Source organism: Clostridium sp. JNZ J1-5, from assembly GCF_053901425.1.
The window spans coordinates 2,419,386-2,440,309 of record NZ_CM132773.1; the positions used below are offsets into that span (position 1 = coordinate 2,419,386).

The following is a 20,924-nucleotide window of genomic DNA, read 5'->3' on the forward strand; positions in this document are numbered from 1 at the left end:
ATTAAGCTATCACAAATAAAGGGGATGAAAGACATAGATAAAAATGTTCAATGGTATTTGGAAAAGAGAATTGAAAGGACTATTAATAGTCTAAAAGAACATAACATAGATGGCTACTATGTAGAAAATGAAGAAGAATTATTAGAAAAATTAAGAGAACTTATACCTGAGAATTCTACAGTAGGAGTAGGAGATTCCATGACACTATTTGAAACCGGAGCCATTGATTTCTTTAGAGAAGGGAACTATAACTTTTTAGATAAATATAGAGAAAACATAACAAGTGAAGAAAAAAAAGAAATCTATATAAAAAATTTTTCAGCAGATACTTTCCTTTGCAGTACAAATGCCATTACGGAAAATGGAGAACTTTATAATATTGATGGAAATGGAAGTAGAGTTGCACCTATGATATATGGACCTAAACAGGTTATTTTAGTAACTGGTATAAACAAAATTGTAAAGGATATTGAAGAAGCGGAAAAAAGGGTAAGAAATTATGCAGCGCCTATAGATGCAAAAAGACTAAATAAAAAAACTCCCTGTGCTAAGCTTGGGTATTGTGTAGATTGCAAAAGTGCTGAGAGAATCTGCAATGACTTTGTAGTAATTAGAGGGCAATTTACAAAGGGGAGAATCAAAGTAATTATAGTAGGAAAGGAGTTAGGATACTAGAGCTAATTGGAGGTGGCAACTAATTTGAAGACTAAAGATTTTTTAAGACTATCGGCTTTTGGATTAAAAACAATATTATTTAAAATGAAAAAGCCAATTTTAGGCACTATAATCCTAACAGACTACTGTAATTTAAGTTGTAAGCACTGTGCTGTAAACAACATAAATAAGGTAATGTATCCTTATAAGGATATAGTAGAAGAAATGAATAATTTTTATAAGGAAGGCATAAGGATATTATTTTTCTGTGGTGGAGAAACTTTGACATGGGAAGATGGAGATAAAACTATAAGAGACTTAATAAAAGAGGCTAGAAAAATAGGATTTTTCATTGTAAATATAGTAACTAACGGAACCATAGATTTGAATATTCCTGAGGCAGATATTATATTTTTAAGCCTAGATGGAAATAAAGAAAGACATGATTTTATTCGCGGAAACACATTCGATAAGATTATGGATAATGTATCTAAAGCCAGTAATTCTAATATCTGTGTGTATATGGCTGTGAATAATGTAAATATGGGAGATATTGAAGAAGTGTGTGAAATAGTGAAGAAAAATCCAAACTTAAATTCCATTTCATTTAATTTACACACACCTTATGATGGAACGGAGTATTTAAAACTAAATAAAGAAGAAGAAGTTATGGCTGTAAATACCATTAAAAGAATGATTAAGAAAGGGTATCCCGTATTTAATCTTTATTCTGCTTTAGACTACTATTTGGAAAATAAATGGGACAGGCCTTGTTATCAATGTATTGTGTCAGAAGATAAAAAAAGATATGTTTGTGGAAGATGTGTAGAAATAGAGGGACTATGTGAGGAATGTGGATACTTATTTGCTGTAGAATTTTCATTATTATGTAGTGGAAATGTTAAGGTTATAAAAGACATGATAAAAACCTACCTAAAATACGTATAGGAGAATATTCATGATTACAAATATTTTAAGAGTGCTGTTCACTAGATCATTTAAACCTCTAAAATTTACAGATGAAAGTGAATATAAGATGAAATTAGATACTGATGAATTAGGGGTATATGTCCACATACCATTTTGTACTAATCTTTGTCCGTTTTGTCCTTATAATAGAATTAAGTATGATAAAGGCCTGATAGAACCTTATAAAAAAGCCTTAATAAAAGAAATAGAAATGATAGGAAGCCAATATAAAATTAAGAAGAAGGTAACTAGCGTCTATTTTGGTGGTGGAACTCCAGCCTTAATGATAGATGAGCTTCCGGAGATTATCTCTGCATTAAAAAATAATTTTGATATAAATAATAATATTGGGATAGAGCTCCATCCAAGGGACATAGATGGTGATACTTTAGAAAAGTTAAGAAACATTGGATTTGATATGGTGAGTATAGGAATACAATCTTTTCAGAAAAAATGTTTAGAGACTTTAGGAAGAGAGTACGTAAATGGAGCTGAAAAAGTAAGTTTGGCAAAGAAAGCAGGATTTAAAACCATAGATGTAGACCTTATCTTTGGAATATTAAATCAAAGTGAGGAAAGCTTAAGAAAAGATTTTTTAACTGCCTTTAATTTAGGGGCTACCCAAGTGTCCACATATCCCTTCATTGATTTTTCATATGCAAATAATAATAGCAAACCCCTAGGAAAAAGAGAGAAGAAGAAACTTTTAGATGGCCTTGAGAGAGCCAGCAGTGAAGTTGACTGTGAAAGAACAGCTGTATGGACTTTTGGAAAGAAAAATACACATAAATATTCCTCTATAACGAGAGATATATTTATCGGATTTGGAGCCAGTGCCACTTCTCTTACAAAGGAATTGTTTAAGATAAATACTTTTTCAGTTGAAGAGTACATAAAATCTATAGCTAATGGGAAAATACCTACAGCCATGACAATGAGGTTTACTGAAAGAACTAGAGCACTTTATTGGTTATTTTGGAATTCCTACACCTTGAAATTAGATAATAGAGAATTTAAAAAACTATTTAGTGTTAATATAGAGGAAATGTTCAATCTGGAAATCAAGGCAGGCAGGTTATTAGGTGTATTGAAGAAAGTAGAAGGGGGATACGAGCTAACTCAAAAAGGAACCTATTTATATCACCTAGTAGAGCAGAGATATACTAATCAATATATAGATAAAACTTGGAAAATAGCAAGAGAAAATCCCTGGCCTAAAGAAATTAATTTATATTAAATTAATAGAAAATATAAATCACAAGGCACCAGAGAAAAAGGGATAACCCTTTTTTCTCTGGTGCCTCTCATCTTCATTATCCATTAACTACAGCTAGAAGAGCATCAGGATCAGTTATAAGCTTAACTTCTTCTGGAAGCTGTACATCTTTTGCAAATATTTTGTCTTCATAGTTCATTTGTGAAATATTTAATTCTATATATTCAGGTATTTTTTCTACAGCACCCTGGAGTTCTAGTTCTGGTAGGAAGGTTTCTAGAACTAATTTTTTTAGTTCTAAATTTTCTCGTCCTACATAATTTATAGGTATGTTCATTTTTATAACTTCACTTTCCTTTACATATTGAAAGTCTACGTGAATTATTTCTCCAGCTATGGTGTTTTTTTGTACATCCTTTACTACACAATGTCTAGTGTCATCATTAAGCTTTAATTTTAATATTGAACCTTTAGAATTGTATTTTAATAATTTTGATAAGGTTAAGTTTTCAACTTTAATTGGTATAGGATTGTCCAAAAACTCTCCGTAAATTATTCCTGGTACTTGTCCGTTTCTTCTTAATTTTCTTCCATTTTCTTTTGCTTCTCTTTCTTTTACCTCAATTGCTACTTGTGACATTATAAATCCCTCTTTTCATTAATTTTATTTATATTTATAATTCCCTATAGCAACCTAGGATAACTCCAATTTTACATATTAGGAGTTATAGACCTTATAGACCTACTACAGGAAATAGAGGTTAATCTCCACATATGCATCATCCTCCTTTTAAAAAGTCTTTACCATCATTTTACCTTACTTTTAAGTTATGTAAACAAGTTTATGCAAATATTAACCATTTGTTTATAACTTACTCTTAAAACATAGCCTATTATTTAATTTAATAGTTTATTGTATAATATATATTAATATTCTGATATTCTGCATTTGAAAGGTGTGTTATAAGATGAAAAAATATTAGCTCTCGTAGCATCGAAACGTAAGTTAGCCAATGGAGAAATTCTAATAAAAGAAGTGGCATCATCTATAGGAGAGGAGCATAAGTTAGAATTATTAAGATTGGCTGATCTAGAGTTAGATTTATGTCGTGCTTGTTATGCTTGTTTAGTACCAGGGAGACAATGCTCATTAGACGATGACCTTTACTATCTAATAGAAAAAATTAAAGAAGCAGATGGAATTATAATCTCAGTTCCATGTTATATTTTAGGACCTGCTGCAGTAACTAAAATTTTAACTGATCGTATCATTGCATTATCTCAATCTATAGAAGATTTATGGGGAAAGCCATGTGTAATTATAGCTACTGCAGGAATACATGGTTGGGAAGGGTACACTTTAGCCGCCTTAAACTCTATGGCAAGATTTATGGGATTTCACCTTAAGGATAGCCACATGTTTATAGGAGCTTTACCTGGTGATGGAATTTTAGGAGAAGGAGCATTAGATAGAGCTAAAAAAATGGGGCAGGCACTCTTTGGAGAAGCAAGGAAAGCAAAAGAAGGAGAATGTCCTACTTGTTGGTCTGATATATGGAAATTCCCTAAGCCGGATACTGCTATTTGCCCTATATGCGGTGAAAAAGCTAATCTAGTTATGGGGGAAGGTGGAATTCAATGGAACTATAATGAGACAGGAAATAGGTTTGAAAAAGAACATTTAAAAAATCATTTTCAATCTTGGTTAGGTGAAAAGGTTCAAGAGTTTAATTTACGTCGTAATGAATTAGAAGAAGTTCGAAAGCGTTATAAAGGGAATGATATATGGATTGAACCGCATAGATAAGGCTACCTATTGAAGTACAAATGTAAACCAGCAGCAAAAGCGCCTAATGTATTTGCAATTAAATCTATATCAGTATCAACTAAACCGGGCTGATATGGCTTTTCTGGATGGAACATTATATCGCCAAAAAATTCAGCTATTTCAAAAAATGTACCTATACTTATACCCAATAGTATTACTATAGCTACATTGTAAAATTTTAGATTTGCAGGTTGTTTTAATATTTTTAATATAATTTCATAGAAAAAAAGCGAAAAAGCATAAGTTCCAAATACATGGAGAACCTTATCAAAGACAGTAGATGTAGTGTATAAACTCATGTAGTTTCCGAAAAAATTATGACTTATTATAGTCAAACTTATAAATGCTACTAAATAGTTAGATATGTTTAAATGATACTTAAATTCAAAAAAGACATATATGGAAAATACTACAACTGCAGATATAAGTTCATTTATATAATCATACTTATTATTTAATATTGAAAGAATGAATAGTGTAAATTCAACTAAGTAAAAGCAAATTATTATTGCTATTTTATATTTCTTTTTTCTATCCATTATAATTCCTCCTTTGCAGTTACAGTTAATATAACCTAATTTTAAAAGGTTTAATCTAAGAAATATTAATTTATTATTGAAAAGCGTGCTTATTAGAATAATATAATAGTATATTCAAATATAGCTAAAACTAAAAATAAAAATCTTATAAGTAGGTGAGTGTAATGGATAGAGAGCAAATTTTAAATATGGATTCTTACATACTTCTTAGTTTAATTAATATGAAGCTAAGAGATGAGTTTCCTAACATTAAAGATTTTTGTAGTGAGTTTAATATTTCAGAAGAAGATTTAAACAATAAGCTTAGATCTATAAGATACATTTATAATGAAAAAAACAATCAATATGTAAGTATAGAAGCTTAGTGATTTTTTAGGAGAGAGAAATGAATAGATTCAAGGTTGGCGTAATTTCAGATACTCATGGATTAATTAGAAAAGAAGCATTAAATGCTTTAAAAGGAGTAGATTTAATTATACATGCAGGAGATGTTGGAAAATTTGAAGTTATAGAAGAACTGAAAAAGATAGCTCCTGTCTACTTTGTTCAAGGCAATTGTGATAAGGGAGAGCTAAGAGACATACTCCCTAAAAAAGAAGTGGTAGAAGTAGGACAAATATTGATATATCTGCTTCATAATATTGAAGATTTAGATTTAGAACCAGAGGCTGCAGGAATAAAAGTAGTCATAACTGGGCATTCTCATAAACCTTCAATAACTATAAAAAATAATACAGTTTATTTAAACCCTGGAAGTGCAGGTCCTAAAAGATTTAAATTGCCTGTAACAGTAGGAATATTAGATATTGATGGAGAGAAAGTTGATCCTAAAATAATAGAGCTAGTGAACTAAATGAGGAGGACAAGGATGAAAATATACACTAAAGCAGGAGATCATGGATTTACATCTAATTATTTAGGTGGGAAGGTCTCTAAAGGTGAAGTTTTAATGGAACTTCAAGGAAGTATTGATGAAGTAAATGCTAACGTAGGACTTTTAAGAAGCAAAATCAATAAAATATCGGACAAAAAAGATGAAATAGACTATATAGATGAAGTATTAAAAAAAATACAGTATAACTTATATGAGGTAGGTTCAGAAATTGCAAAGGATTTTAGAGAAATAATTATATATGAAGATGATATTAAGCTGCTAGAGGTAAACATTGATAGTATGGTGAAGAAAATGCCTCAGCTTAAAAACTTTTTATATTATAGCGGAACAGAGGAAGCAACAACTGCTCAAGTTATTCGTGCTATTGTTAGAAGAGCAGAAAGAGTATTTGCAAGACTTCTCGAGAATAGCGAAGAAAATTTATATCCTTTAAGTTATCAATATATTAACAGATTATCAGATTATTTTTATACCTTAGCTAGATATATTAATTTTTTATCCAATGTATCAGAAGATATTATGATGTAACATACCGATCTTAATATAGTATAAGGGGGCTTGGATAGATGCCTAAAGAAGAATATGAAAAACGGAAAAAGTACTATGAGGGCCTAATAAAAAAACAAGATAAGTCTATAAAATCAATTAGCAATTTGAGGCTTGTAACTTTTTTAGTAGGTGCTTTAGTTACGATATTTTTTTATGTAACTAAAAATTATTTTCTGTGTGTCGGATTATTTCTAGCATTTTTGTTGATTTTTATATACTTGGTTAGAGAACATAATAAAGTTATAGAAAGTAGAAAGTATTCATTGAGCCTACATAAAATTAATGATGATTCAATAAAGAGAATTGATGGTAATTGGAAATCATTTAGTGATACTGGAGAAGAGTTTCTAGAGGAAGATCATAATTATTCGAAAGACATTGATATTTTTGGCAGAGGCTCTCTTTTTCAATGGATAAATACTACAGCTACATTTTTAGGAAGAAGAAAACTAAGTAACATTCTTAAAGAACCTTATGAGAGTATAAATGAAATATATACAAGACAGGAAGCTATTAAGGAACTTGCTGAAAAACTAGATTGGCGCCAAGAATTTATGGCTGATGGGATAATAGCTTCAGACAATATACAGGATACTGAAGATTTGATTAATTGGGCAAAGGATAGAAAGAGGGAATATTGTAATCCATTATTAAGTGGAATATTAAAAGTGGTGCCTATTATTACAACGGCTATTATTATACTTCCATTATTGTGGAGAACAATGCCATTGTACCTATCTCCATTAGCTATAATAGTAAATATACTAATTCTTATGAAAGGAAATAATTATAGGTCTAGAGCTTTAAGTACAGTTGATAAATATAAGGACAGTATTAAAGTATATTATAAAATGATTAGATGTATTGAAAAAGAAAAATTTAATTCAAGATATTTAAAAAATATAAAAGGTAATTTTATTGATGAGGAAGGTCACACTGCTTCATGGCAGATAAATAAGTTAGTTGCTATCTCTGATATGACATCATGTAGAAGAAGCTCCTATTACTTTTTCATGAATATATTAACACTATGGGATTATCAGTGCATGTTTGCTCTAGAAAAGTGGAAAAGAGATTCAGGAAAAAGCCTTGAGGCATGGCTTAATGCTATTGGAGAGATGGAAGTTATCTCTAGTATGTCTATTATAAAATATGATAATCCGGAGTGGGCTATGCCCAAAATAGTAGAGGAAAAAGATATTATATCTGCAAAAAATATGGGGCATCCACTATTAACTAATGCCAGGGTATGTAACGATTTTAAAATAGAAAAGCCGACAAGTATACTACTTATAACTGGTTCAAATATGTCAGGGAAAAGTACTCTACTTAGAACAGTAGGAATAAATTTGATTTTAGCTTACATAGGTGCACCAGTATGTGCTGATGAATTTACATGTTCTATAATGAATTTATATACATGCATGAGAGTTAGTGATGACTTAGAGAGGAATATATCTTCATTTTATGCTGAACTTTTAAGAATAAAGAAAATAGTAGAAGCTTCAAAGGAAAATAAGAAAATATTTTTCTTATTAGACGAAATATTTAAAGGAACAAACTCAATGGATAGACATACGGGAGCTAAAATACTTATAAATAAACTAAGAAAAGAAGGTGCAGTGGGGCTTGTATCAACCCATGATCTGGAACTTGGGGATCTGGAAAAAGAAAGCAGTGGAAGAATAAAGAATTATCACTTTGAAGAATATTATAAAGATAATAAGATTTATTTTGACTACAAACTAAGATCAGGAATCTCAACCACTAGAAATGCATTATATTTAATTAATATGATAGGTATAGATGTAGAAAATAATTTTAAATAAATTGAAACTTTTTGACCTCTTAAACCATCTAATATAATGAATAGGGTTTAAATTCATTTTAGTTTAGGAGGGATAGTTAAAATGTTTACTTGTCCTAATTGCTCAACTAAATTTTCATATAGACAAATAATAGGATCAGTTTTTAGCTTTAATTTTACTACTGTATGTTCTAATTGCAAATGCGAATATACTTTGACTTTAAAGTCTCAGATGACTGCCTATCTATTTATAATAGTAATACCTTTTCTAATTACTATTGCTAGTATAAAACTTTTTCAAGTTAATAAATTAGCATTAATGTTATATATTGTGCTTACAGTAATTATGGGAGCTTTATCTCCTCTATATGTTAAATATTTATTCAGTAGGTGCATTAAGTAGATGTATATAGAATTATATGAGACACGTCTACATAGTAATAATTTTATAATGAAGTAAAAGTCTCCACTTTCTAAGGTTGTGGAGACTTTTCATATTCATTTAGATTTTTAAAATTTAAGTACCAATCTATGCAATAGTATCCTTCTTTATTTTTAAGCCGTTCTTTTAATTGCTGATAAGTTTTAGGTGGAGGTACAATTACTGCTTCACCAGGTACCCAGTTTGCTGGGGTTACAACATTTTTTTTATCCACTACTTGAAGAGCGTCAATTATTCTTATAAGTTCAGGGATGTTTCTACCTATTGTTTGAGGATAATAAAGCATAGACCTTATAACTTGATTGTCATCAATGATAAACACGCATCTTACAGTTTGTGTGTCGCTAACTGCAGGAGATATCATTCCGTAAAGATTTGATATTTTCATACTTATATCTTCAATAACAGGGAAGGGAATTTCTATTCCTGTATTTTGATATATATTGTATACCCAAGCAAGATGAGAGGAATTACTATCCACACTTAGACCTAGTAGTTGTACATTTCTTTGATTAAAGAGATATGCGTATTTTGCAAAAGCTATAAATTCAGTGGTACATACTGGAGTAAAATCAGATGGATGAGAAAATAATAATATCCACTTACCTCTATAGTCTGATAGTTTTATATTGCCAAAAGTTGATTTAGCATTAAAATCTGGGGCTTTTGCACCTATATGAGGCAAACAATTTTTTGATATTTGATTGTATAGATCCATGTAACTGCTCCTAACAAAATTAATTCTCTACAGTATATGCATAATTATTAATTTTGTCACAAATTTTACATGGATAAGATTTTTATTTTAAATTTACTATGATATACTATATGTGTATTATTTATCTTAAAATAATACACATTATGACAGATTATGCGACAATCATTTTATAGCAAGTGACATGTTGGAAAGGATGAATATATATGAAGTTAGTTATACTAAATGATAAACTAGCAGGAGAAAAGTTGGGTAGTAGTATTTATACAGAAGATGGAGTTATGTTTATAAAAAAAGGAAGTACACTTACAGACTCAACTATTAAAAGATTAAGAAAAATGGGTATTCTTACTATATACATAGATGATGGAAATAATGAAATTACTCTTCAAGAAGTTATTCCAACAAGTATTAAGCTTGGAATGTTAAAATCTTTAAGAGAAATATTTGAAGAAGCTAAGAAGAACGAAACAATTAGCTATTCTAATGTATCAAAAATTGTTTCTGAAATAATTGAAAATGTTAATCTGTCTGAGAATGCTGTTATGTTAAACAACTTAGTTCCAAAGGATGATATAGCAAGACTTTCTGTACATTCCTTGGATGTATCTATTCTTTCAATTATAGTTGGATGTAAAAGAAAATATAACGAACGAAAGTTAATAAATTTAGGAATAGGTGCTTTGCTTCATGACATAGGCAAATTATTTGTTCCAGGAAAAGAACATATAAAAGTAGGATATAAGCTTGTAAAAAGTAATACTATGTTTGGACCAATGGAATATATGTGTATATCTGAATTATATGAAAAGAAGGATGGGACTGGGCCTTTAAAATTAAAAGGAGAAAAAATATTTGAACTCTCAAGAATTGTTAATATATGCAATGCTTATATTAAATATTTAACAGGTGAAAAGGGAATTTTACCTCATGAAGCTATAGAAAAGATTACGGCTGAAGTAGTTTCAACCTATGATGAGGAAGTATATAGAGATTTTATAAACTCTGTATATTGCTATCCAAATGGACTTTCTGTAAAATTGAACAATGGTTTAGATGCAGTTGTAATTGCTCAAAACAAAGATGCAGCTACAAGACCGATTGTACAAGTTAAACAAAATGAAAAATATACCTTTTACAACTTACTTAACAATTTAACATTGTTTATTGAAGAAGTAATTTTATAATTTATACATATAGCAACAATTAATATAATAAATCTCATGAGTAATAGAGTATTAAAAATTCAAGGTATATAATTCAACAGAAAATCTTTTATCATTAAGAAATGCTAAGAACTTTTAAAGAGTGATAAAGACTTTCCTTATGAGTTATATACCTAGGTTTTTTACTAGAGGTTACACAGATATAAACAGAGTTCTTGGCTTCAGAGGGAGTTTTTACTCCCACTGAAGCTTAGAAATCGTTATCCAGGGACGTAGCCGCTCTTTACTCCCACTTTGAAGAAAAGCAGAGAGTATAAATCTTTGATTTGGTGCGAATCGATTTCACAGAGTGCGATGGGAGTATTAGAGCGGGTAGTCATCGGATAAATTCAGTACATAATTTTATAAGCTCATCTAGCTTATCTATTAGAGGAGAGTGACCGCAATTTTTAAGGATTTCTATTTTAGCATTGTTTCCAATAGCTTCTTTATTCTTAAAGGCAGTATTTAGAGGGATTACTTTATCTTTATCTCCATGAATTATTAACGTAGGAACCGTTATCCTATCAACATTTCCATTGCCATTAACAACACCATTAAATTCATGGGAGATATTAAAATTAGAAAGAGCTTTTCTTACGTCTATAATATTTCTCTGAGTTAGCATATCATCTAAATATTCCTCATATCTTTTAACTGACGGTTTATTCTGAGTATAGACAACTGCATCCCATAAAGCTTTAAGGTATAGTTTATTTGTATTTTTAAATGGATCTAAAAAGTATGAAAGGTATCTCTCTATTTCAAGTTTTGAATCTATAAACATATCGTATATAGGGTTTTTTATAAAGCTTGATTTGTATATTGGAAACCCTTTTATACTAGCTCCTGATAGAGATATGAGGTTTTTAATTTTATTATTATGATCTATCGTAAACTGCATTGCAACTGCTGAACCCATAGACCAACCCATAATAGAAAATTTATTTAAATTTAATGCCTCAGAAAATAGATTTATATCCTCAGAAAAGTCTTTAATAGAGTGTATTGGTTTATTATAAGTGGATATCCCAAACCCTCTTAAATCTATGGCGTATACTTTACAATTATCAGGTACATTTTCTAAGAATAAATCCCAGTGTTTAGAAGATGTCATATTGCCATGAACAAGTAAAAGAATATTGTTGCCACTACCGCATTCTCTGTATCCTAAGGTTTCTCTATTTGGAAGAGCTACTTTTTTTATAAGAATTTCTCTTTCCATTTGTAAAACCTCCTTTCATGTAGTGGTAAAACAATTCTAGATTATATTTGAGTTTTATCCATGGGGCTATCATTTTATTCAATAAGATACAAATATGTGCTGCTTATATTTGGCGACTAGACATTAAAGCTAAATTTAATTTATAATAAATTAATTAAGAGTAAACACTAATTAAATAAACATTGGAGAGTGAAAATATGAATAATGAATTTTATTCTAAGTTAAGTATTAACCCAATAATTGCAGCTGTTAAGGATACAGATAAACTAGAAAAGGCTATTGAATCTCCATGTGAAATTATTTTTCTGTTAAAGGGAAATATATGCAATATTGAAGAAATAGTTCAAAAAGTTAAGAGCTCAGGGAAAAGTATATATATTCATATAGACTTAATGGAAGGGTTAGCAAGAGATGCTTTTGCAATAAAGCATATAAGTGAAAAAGTAAAGCCAGATGGAATAATTACAACTAAGTCTAGTATGATAAAAATAGCTAAGGAAATGGGTATATTTACTATACAAAGATTATTCATGATAGATAATTTGTCTTTAAATAGCGGAATAAATTCTATACATAGTATAAGACCAGATGCAGTAGAAATAATGCCTGGAATTATGCCTAAGATAACAAAAAAGATAAGCAGCGAGGTTAGAGTTCCTGTAATTGCTGGAGGATTAATCATCGATAAAGAAGATGTAATTGAAAGCCTTAAGGCAGGAGCTATGGGCATATCTACTAGCAAAGAGGAAATATGGGATATGTAAACTTATAGTGCAGCAAAATGGCGGCCTTGAAAGTACAAAGTAAGGTGCTAAAAATCGAAGGTGTATAATTCAACAGAGAATCTTCGCTTCGTCAAGAAGTTCTAAGTTTGTGCCTTTAAAAATTCCCTACCCAGTCCTATGCAGCGTCCTGCTGCAGACCTGGCTCCCGCCCGTCCTAGGCGGGAATTACGGTAATTTTTAAATTCACAAACTAAGAACTTCTAAGACTTGTTCAAAATTCTCTTAATGAATTATACACCTTCTGACTTTTAGTACCTTAAAGTTGGCAAATCAAGGCCGCTATTACTCAAATAAAACGTATGTTAAGAAATGTAGTAGTTACTATTTAGAATATAGCTAATTTATTGGTCTTGTAAGTATTATATAAAGAGGATTCTTGGCTTCAGATGGAGTTTTTCTTCCAGTTGAAGCTTAGAAGCCCTTACCTAGGGACGTAGCAGCCGTTATCTCTCACTTTAGAAGTGAGAGTGTTACGGATGGTAGTCATCAGATTAATTGACTTATTAGAGAAGCGCAGAGCGCTTAACCCGATGAGGGTGTTAGGGTTTTAGGCGAAGCCTGTTGAAGTTATACTAGTATTTTCTGATTGCAATACAGTGCGGCTACGCCATGCAAAATGATTATAATACTACACTTTAGGAAATATGTTCATGACATACCATACATTATTCCTTGAAGCCTGCCATTTAGGTGTTATACACTTATATTAACAAGATATTAACAATTATAACAGAGGAGGAAATATGGTGAACAGTTACAAAAGATTAATATCCAGGGTTTTAGTGGCTTTTTTTATTGTTACAGTGATTCCAACACAAGCATTTGCAGAGACACTAAATGGTAAACAAGCCTATGTAGAGCCTGAATTCAAGGAAACAGAGGTTAAAACTAAAAATCCCCCTAATATAGTTAAAGAGGAGGAAGACAAAAGAGAAGAAAACATAAAACACTTTTTACTTGAAGACAATACATATGAAGCAGTAATATACAAAGATCCAGTTCACTACAAGGAAAACGGCAAGTGGCAGGATATAGACAATACTTTAGTGGAAGCTAAAGATGATCAGGGCAACAGTATATTAGAAAATAAGAAAAATGACTTTAAAGTTAAAATAGCTAAAAAGTCAAACTCAGAAAAGCTAATAAGCATAAACAAAGATAAATATGAGGTATCTTGGAAAGTAAGCAAAGTCAAGAAAAGTTATGAACCAACAAATACTTCTGGAACTACTGAGAAGACAGTTGAGGAAGGAAAAGCTGAAGGGACAGAAACTACTAATACAGAAGAATCTACTATTGAAGCTTCGAGTAATGAGAATAGCATTGCAACTTCCAGTAATGAAAAGGAAGAAGCAAAAGCAGCAGAAGGTAATAGTACAGATGAAGAGTGTCCTATTGCAGAAGTTGAAGGTAAGGTAGTATCTTCAAATACAGAAGAGAATAAATCACTACTAAGTTTAGCTAAAAGTCAAAACAATGATGAAGATAAAAAGATTTTAAAGAATATAAATTCAAAGATTAAGTACGAAAACATAGAGAATAAAGTAAATCTAGAGTACAATATCACATCAAAAAAAGTCAAAGAATCTATAGTTTTAAATGAGAAAGTAGACAATCCAAACTTCCAATTTACCTTAAAAGCTAAAAACTTAATTGCAAAATTAAATAAAGATAAAAGTATAAGCTTTTATGACAATGTGGAAAATTCAAAACTTATATATACTATGGAAGCTCCTTGTATGTATGACGGTAAAGGAGAAATAAGTAAAGACATAGAAGTAACTTTAGAAGAAAAGGGAAATAACTACGTATTAAACATACTGCCAAATAAAGAATGGCTGGATAGTGGAGATAGAGCTTATCCTATAGTTATTGATCCAACAGTAGAAACTTCTCAAAACATTAATAGTATACATGATAGCTATGTAGCAGAGGGAGTTCCAAATTCAAATTATGGAGGAGTAGAATTTCTACAGGTTGGTAATGGGTCAATTACAAGCAGAAATAGATCATTTATTTCTTTTGATTTACCTGCAATTAAACCAACAAGTGTGATAACCCATGCTTACTTAAGTTTATGGCTAAATCAATCAAATTCAACTCCAACACAAATAGATGTTCATAAGGTACTAGCCCCATGGAATTCCAGTACTATAACTTGGAATAATCAACCGGGGTTTAACACTAAGGTAGAGGATTATAAAATAGTAAGCGGAGCAGCCGAAAATGTATTTCAATGGGATATCACATCTATTGCAAAAGAATGGACATCCACAGGAACAAACAATGGACTTATGGTAAAAAATCATGATGAAGCTAGTGGATACAATCAGTTTATATCTTCAGACTCGGAGAGTGGGCTTGCCAGTGGAAGACCAACAGCCACTATATATTACACTGATAGTACAGGACTTGAAAACTATTGGACATACCATTCTCAAAATATAGGAAGAGCCGGCACAGGCTATGTTAACGATTACAATGGTAATTTAGTATTTATCCATAATGACCTATCTATGAATGGAAATAGAATGCCTACATCTTTAAACCATGTATTTAACAGCAATAATAGAAACATAAGCATAGGATATGGTAATGGATGGAGGTTAAATCTAAGTCAAAAGCTAACGCCAGTCTCAGGAACTGAAAAATATCTCTATGTAGATGAAGATGGAACAGAGCATTACTTAGTATATAATTCAGCTGAAAGTAAATACAAAGATGAGAGTGGTATAGATATTACTATGACCATAAATTCATCTAGTGTATATGAAAGATATAAAATACAGGACAAGAAGGACAACCTACTTTTATTTACATCTGGTGGTTATCTTTATAAAATCCAAGATAATAACGGTAATACTGAAACCCTTAATTATGATGGAACAGTTTTAAAATATATAACAGATGGAGCTGGTAGAGTTACCACACTAGATATTAATGCAAGTGGATATCTTCTAGGAATAATTGATCCAAGCAATAGAAGAACAAGCTTTTACTATGATGGAATAAACCTTACAAGAATAACTTATCCAGATGGAAAATATAGCACATATACATACGATTCTAACAATAACTTAACCTGTGCTACAAACTATGATAATTATAAAATACAATATGTTTACTATAGCGTAGCTCCCTATCGTGTAAGACAAATAGTAGAAACTAATAAAGATGGTACTCCAGGACAAGGAATCAATGTTAAATACGGATATAACAATACCACATATAATGACTTTAGAGGAAAGAAGGAAATATATCAATTTGATAACTCTGGAAGAAGTGTATCTATAAGAGATGATGAGGGAAATGCTCTTTATTATGATTATAATACAAAGAGTAATACTGGAAAAGATCTAGATAATAAACTATCCTTTGAATCTAAACTTCAAAAATCTATAATGAATTACTTAAAAAATCATAATACAGAAATAGCAGCTAATTGGACAGCAGTTAATGATGGAAACACTAATGGTTCATCAACCTATGATACTGCCATTAAATACCTAGGAAGTCAGTCCTTAAAAACAGTAAAAAATGATAATATAAAAAGACGTTTCCATAAACAGCAGGTAACCTTAACTAAAGGAAATACCTATACTCTATCAGCCTATATAAAAACAGATAATGTATCTAATGATAACAAAAAGGGTGCAGCAGCTTTTATAACTTATCAAGATGAAAGTGGAAATACCCAAACAGTATATTCTGATTACGTTTCAGGAACTAATGATTGGGAAAGGCAGGAAGTGACTTTTACCCTTCCAGCTAACGCAGCATCAGATACTATTGAAGCAAATGTAGGTATTGTAGAGGAAAGTGGTACAGCATACTTTGATGCTATTCAGTTAGAAGACGGACCTTTAGCTAACCGCTATAATATGCTAGAAAACCCTAATTTTATATATGGTGAACCAATACCAGAGTTTTGGAGTAAAAATGCACATATAGATTCTACTGATACAATAGTTACTTCAACGGATTCTATGTATCCTTCAAGCTTAGATAAAAGCAAAAAAGTATTTAAAATCAATGGAAGTGCATCAAAAACTAAAAATATATACCAAAAGATAAATCAATCAGGCAGTGAGGGAGATGTATACGTTGTATCAGGCTGGGCAAAGGGAGATTCTACACAGTTAGGTGGAAACAGACAGTTTGCCTTGGATGTAGGTATAGAGAAATTAGATGGAACCTATGAGTGGAAAGTAGTTCCTTTCAATGAAGACTCAACGGAGTGGCAGTATACATCAGCAAAAATAATTACAGGAGCAGCATACAAGAGTATAACTTTCTATGCCTTATATTACGAAAATGAAAATACGGCATACTTTGATGGTCTTCAGCTTTATAAAGAAGAATTTGGAGAGAGCTATCAATATGATGATAAGGGAAATTTAATATCAACTCAGGATTTAGCAAATAAAAAATCCCAGTTTGAGTACTCTGACAACAATGATATTAACAAAATGGTAAATATAAATGGGGGCTACTTTACTTACAAGCATGATACAAAACATAATTTAACAGAAGCAACTTCAGCTGAAAATGTAAAATACACTTTTAGCTATGATCAATACGGAAACCCTAAGACTTCCAAAATAGGAGATACAAATGGACTAACTATACCATCTACTGCAGAATACACAGCAGATGGAAATTACCTAAAGTCAGTAGAAGATTCCTCCGGAAACAAGGTAACTTATAATTATGATACAACTAAAGGAAACTTAGATGGAGTTACAGATGCAAAGGAAAATTCTATATTTTATTCCTATGACTCCATGGATAGACTAAAACAAGTACAAGCTATATCCTCAGAGGGAAAACTTGAAGTATTTCCTCTTGAAGGAAGCGCAACAGGAACAAAGGGTACAAGTCCATCTATAAATAATGCAATATTTGAAGAGGATGAGAATGGAAATCAGGTACTTAAAGCAGTGGATAATAATAAGCTTGTATACTCTCTAGGGTTAGGGTTAAATTCAGGAACTATGGCAACTTGGATAAAACCAGACACTAGTGCAACTACAAGATATGTACTTGATTCTCAGCTAAGCAGTAATGCTTCTATGTTAAGCATTTATCTAGATACAAGTAATAAATTAAACTTGGCAGTAAGAAATACTGATGGAACCTGGAGGACAATTATAACCTCTACAGATACTGTTACAAATATTGCATGGAACTATGCAGCCTTTAACTGGAGCAAAGATGCTAATAATATACTTACCTTTAATTTATATTTAAATGACAAAGTATACACAGTAACTAATATAGACGCAGCAACTATAAAAGATTTTACAGGAGCTACAACTTCACTTGGTATGCACAACTCAGGACTCTACTCAATAAACGGGTTAATGGATCAGTTTATATACTCTAAGGAAGCTTTAGCTAAAGCAGATATAGATGTTATTCGTAGTGCTGGAAGAGGAAACTATCTTGGGTTAAATACCATAAAAAATAGTTACACCTATGAAAATGATAAAATAAAGACAGTAAGTCACAATGGATTTAGCTATACTTTCAACTATGACGGAGCAGATAATAATACTGGAGTTAATGTAGGAAGCCAAAATTTAATCACTAATGTATTTCAAGATAGGACAAAGCTACTTTTAAGCTCTACCTACGGTAATGGACACAAAGTGTCTTATAAATACGACACTGAGGATAGAATAAGTTCTAAACTAATTAATGGAGAAGAAAAATTTAAATATTCTTATGATGCCAGCGGCAACTTAGGAATCCTTGAAGACTTAATAAACGGAGTAAACTATAGGTACATCTACGATGCCTCTGAGAGACTTTCAAAGGTAAAAGATTCTAAAGGAAACATAATAAACTATAGCTATGACAAGGGAAATAATTTAAGCACTTTCCAAGAAAAAGTAAATGGAATAGGATATATGACTTCCTATGACTATGACAAAGATAATAGACCTACAAATATTTACTACAATAATCCATTGAATAATAATGGAAATATGGAGTATTTCCCACTAAACAACAGCACCATAGGTTCAAAAGGAACAAAACCCTATAGTGAAACAGGTTCCAGCTTTACAAAAGATCTAGCAGTAGCTGCAGAACAAAAGGGAAAAAATGTTTTAACAACAGCTGAAAACACTAAAATACTATATGATTTAGGGATAAAAAAAGACCAAGGAACCTTAGGAGTATGGTTTAACACCAAAGGTGGTACAACAAATAGATATATACTAGCATCAGAAGGAAATGGAAGCGTACTAAGCCTTTACTTAGACAGTAACAACAAGCTTAACCTAGCTGTAAGAGACAGCGCCGGAGGCTGGTTAATTTTAATAACATCTACAGAAGCTGTAACAGCAAATACATGGAACTACGGAGCCTTCACTTGGAACGTATCTGGAACCACCTTAAATGCCAAACTATATATAAATGATAAAGTTTATTCAGGAAGCACTACAAGCTTTAAAGACTTCACAGGAGCAAAAACAGCAGTTGGAGGAACCCTCTTAGGAACTTACCAGCTAAATGGACAGCTAGAGGGACTAAGCAGTTACAATACAGCATTGTCTTCCGAAGAAATAAATAGTCTATACACAAATGGAAGAGGAAACTGGGTAAACTATAAATATGATAACTTAGGAAGACTAACTGATAAATCACTAAATACAGGATTAAGTGACTTTATAACAAAGTATACCTTTGAGGCTGGCAAACTTACAAACACTACTACCACAAAAGTAAGTGAAATAGACAATAATGGGAAAAAGATATCTTACAGCTATGATGCTAATGGTAATATTAAAACAATCACCGAAGGTGGTAAGGCAATAACTTATTACTATGATGAACTAAATCAGCTTACAAGAGAAGATAATCAGATATTAAATAAAACTATAACTTATTCCTATGATTCTGGAGGAAATATTCTAAATAAAGCAGAATATCCATACACCACAGGAACTTTGGGAACACCAAATTCAACAATATCCTACGGATATGGGGACTCTAACTGGAAAGATAAGCTTACAAACTTTAATGGAAAGGAAATAACCTATGATGCCATAGGAAATCCATTAACCTATGATGGCTACACCTTTATCTGGGAACAAGGAAGACAACTAGCAGGTATAAGCGGAAATAGTAAAGATATAATATTTAAGTACAATGTTGATGGCATAAGAACTGAAAAGACAGTAAATGGAGTAACAACAAAATACCATCTTGTAGGAGATAAGGTAACCTTTGAGGATAATGGTACTGATAAGATTTACTATACCTATGATAATGAAGATAACCTTGTTTCAATGAATCTCAATGGTGTAGAATACTACTATATAAGGAATGCACAAAATGATATTATAGGCTTATTTGATAAAACAGGAACTCAGGTTGTTAGCTATGTTTATGACAGCTGGGGTAAGCTGATAGCTATTGATGGAAGTCTGAAGGACACTGTAGGACAGAAGAATCCATACAGGTACAGAGGATACAGGTATGACGACGAGACCGAGATTTACTATCTGCAAAGTAGGTACTATAATCCTGAGTTTTGTCGCATGTTAAATGCGGATGATACAGATGTTTTAGAAAATACATTAGATGACCTTACAGATAAAAATTTATTTGCTTATTGCGATAATAACCCTGTTAATAGGTCTGATGAATATGGTTACTTTTGGGAAACCATACTTGATATAGGTAGCATTGGCTGGAGTGCACATGACTTAATAAAAAAACCATCTTGGGGCAATGCAGGATATCTTGCTTGGGATGTTGCAGCAGCTGCTCTTCCTTTTGTTCCTGGTTCGTATGCAGCTAAAGGAGCTAAGGCAGTTGGACGTACTGGAAAACAAGCACGGCTAAGGCAAATAGCAACTGATTATAAAGTTTCCTCGGCACTTAGGGGAGAAATAAAAAGAGATATTAATCTTATCAAAAAGGGGAAAAGAAAGACAATAAGAGTACCGAATGGATATGAATTAGCTCATAAAAGAGGTTTTGAGGCTAGAAAAGGATATGGTTATAAGCATAGTGATCTGCAAATAATTAAAAATCATAGAACTCAACATAAGTATGATAAATATGGAAGGAGAAGATGATA

Annotated in this window: 16 protein-coding genes; 12 read left to right on the plus strand and 4 right to left on the minus strand. The window is 31.3% G+C overall.

Annotated elements, in window-relative coordinates; translation table 11 throughout:
• Positions 1 to 33 precede the first annotated feature (33 nt).
• From ACWW38_RS11730 to ACWW38_RS11740, 3 genes are read left to right on the plus strand one after another with little or no spacing between them, the layout of a single operon-like run.
• Positions 34 to 675, plus strand: coding sequence for a lactate utilization protein (locus ACWW38_RS11730; RefSeq protein ID WP_456260458.1), 642 nt, complete (start codon positions 34 to 36; stop codon positions 673 to 675).
• Positions 676 to 699: 24 nt separating this feature from the next.
• On the plus strand, positions 700 to 1,602 hold the full coding sequence (locus ACWW38_RS11735) for a radical SAM protein (protein WP_456257737.1): 903 nt from the start codon (positions 700 to 702) through the stop codon (positions 1,600 to 1,602).
• A gap of 10 nt (positions 1,603 to 1,612) precedes the next feature.
• On the plus strand, positions 1,613 to 2,860 hold the full coding sequence (locus ACWW38_RS11740; RefSeq protein ID WP_456257738.1) for a radical SAM protein: 1,248 nt from the start codon (positions 1,613 to 1,615) through the stop codon (positions 2,858 to 2,860).
• 76 nt (positions 2,861 to 2,936) lie between these two features.
• On the opposite strand, the gene ACWW38_RS11745 is transcribed toward ACWW38_RS11740, so the two are convergent.
• A complete protein-coding gene (locus tag ACWW38_RS11745) occupies positions 2,937 to 3,479 on the minus strand; it encodes a 50S ribosomal protein L25 (protein ID WP_456257739.1) in 543 nt (180 codons plus the stop codon).
• 336 nt (positions 3,480 to 3,815) lie between these two features.
• On the opposite strand from ACWW38_RS11745, the gene ACWW38_RS11750 reads away from it, so the two are divergent.
• Positions 3,816 to 4,646, plus strand: coding sequence for a flavodoxin family protein (locus ACWW38_RS11750; protein ID WP_456260459.1), 831 nt, complete (start codon positions 3,816 to 3,818; stop codon positions 4,644 to 4,646).
• A 2-nt stretch (positions 4,647 to 4,648) separates the two neighbouring features.
• On the opposite strand, the gene ACWW38_RS11755 is transcribed toward ACWW38_RS11750, so the two are convergent.
• Positions 4,649 to 5,206: a hypothetical protein gene (locus ACWW38_RS11755; RefSeq protein ID WP_456257740.1), complete on the minus strand. Its 558-nt coding sequence runs from the start codon at positions 5,204 to 5,206 to the stop codon at positions 4,649 to 4,651.
• Between the two features lie 164 nt (positions 5,207 to 5,370).
• On the opposite strand from ACWW38_RS11755, the gene ACWW38_RS11760 reads away from it, so the two are divergent.
• The 5 genes from ACWW38_RS11760 to ACWW38_RS11780 all read left to right on the plus strand — a co-directional run bounded on the left by ACWW38_RS11760 (position 5,371) and on the right by ACWW38_RS11780 (position 8,860).
• Positions 5,371 to 5,571: a DUF4250 domain-containing protein gene (locus tag ACWW38_RS11760; RefSeq protein ID WP_456257741.1), complete on the plus strand. Its 201-nt coding sequence runs from the start codon at positions 5,371 to 5,373 to the stop codon at positions 5,569 to 5,571.
• Between the two features lie 20 nt (positions 5,572 to 5,591).
• Positions 5,592 to 6,059 carry a metallophosphoesterase family protein gene (locus tag ACWW38_RS11765; RefSeq protein ID WP_456257742.1) on the plus strand — a complete coding sequence of 156 codons (468 nt, stop codon included), beginning with the start codon at positions 5,592 to 5,594 and terminating at the stop codon, positions 6,057 to 6,059.
• Between the two features lie 15 nt (positions 6,060 to 6,074).
• Entirely contained in the window at positions 6,075 to 6,629 is a 555-nt protein-coding gene (locus ACWW38_RS11770; RefSeq protein ID WP_456257743.1) for a cob(I)yrinic acid a,c-diamide adenosyltransferase, read from the plus strand.
• A gap of 38 nt (positions 6,630 to 6,667) precedes the next feature.
• Positions 6,668 to 8,479 carry a MutS-related protein gene (locus tag ACWW38_RS11775; protein ID WP_456257744.1) on the plus strand — a complete coding sequence of 604 codons (1,812 nt, stop codon included), beginning with the start codon at positions 6,668 to 6,670 and terminating at the stop codon, positions 8,477 to 8,479.
• 81 nt (positions 8,480 to 8,560) lie between these two features.
• A complete protein-coding gene (locus tag ACWW38_RS11780) occupies positions 8,561 to 8,860 on the plus strand; it encodes a TIGR04104 family putative zinc finger protein (protein WP_456257745.1) in 300 nt (99 codons plus the stop codon).
• Between the two features lie 70 nt (positions 8,861 to 8,930).
• Here the strand turns inward: ACWW38_RS11780 and ACWW38_RS11785 are convergent, their stop codons facing one another.
• Positions 8,931 to 9,617: a peroxiredoxin gene (locus ACWW38_RS11785; RefSeq protein WP_456257746.1), complete on the minus strand. Its 687-nt coding sequence runs from the start codon at positions 9,615 to 9,617 to the stop codon at positions 8,931 to 8,933.
• A 203-nt stretch (positions 9,618 to 9,820) separates the two neighbouring features.
• On the opposite strand from ACWW38_RS11785, the gene ACWW38_RS11790 reads away from it, so the two are divergent.
• Positions 9,821 to 10,801 carry an HD-GYP domain-containing protein gene (locus ACWW38_RS11790; protein WP_456257747.1) on the plus strand — a complete coding sequence of 327 codons (981 nt, stop codon included), beginning with the start codon at positions 9,821 to 9,823 and terminating at the stop codon, positions 10,799 to 10,801.
• Between the two features lie 355 nt (positions 10,802 to 11,156).
• On the opposite strand, the gene phaZ is transcribed toward ACWW38_RS11790, so the two are convergent.
• On the minus strand, positions 11,157 to 12,044 hold the full coding sequence (gene phaZ, locus ACWW38_RS11795) for an intracellular short-chain-length polyhydroxyalkanoate depolymerase (RefSeq protein ID WP_456257748.1): 888 nt from the start codon (positions 12,042 to 12,044) through the stop codon (positions 11,157 to 11,159).
• Between the two features lie 197 nt (positions 12,045 to 12,241).
• Between phaZ and ACWW38_RS11800 the strand changes: the two genes are divergently transcribed.
• Together ACWW38_RS11800 and ACWW38_RS11805 are read left to right on the plus strand one after the other, a co-directional pair.
• Positions 12,242 to 12,808: a glycerol-3-phosphate responsive antiterminator gene (locus tag ACWW38_RS11800; RefSeq protein ID WP_456257749.1), complete on the plus strand. Its 567-nt coding sequence runs from the start codon at positions 12,242 to 12,244 to the stop codon at positions 12,806 to 12,808.
• Positions 12,809 to 13,575: 767 nt separating this feature from the next.
• Positions 13,576 to 20,922, plus strand: a complete 7,347-nt coding sequence (locus ACWW38_RS11805) for a polymorphic toxin type 8 domain-containing protein (RefSeq protein ID WP_456257750.1) — start codon at positions 13,576 to 13,578, stop codon at positions 20,920 to 20,922.
• Positions 20,923 to 20,924 lie beyond the last annotated feature (2 nt).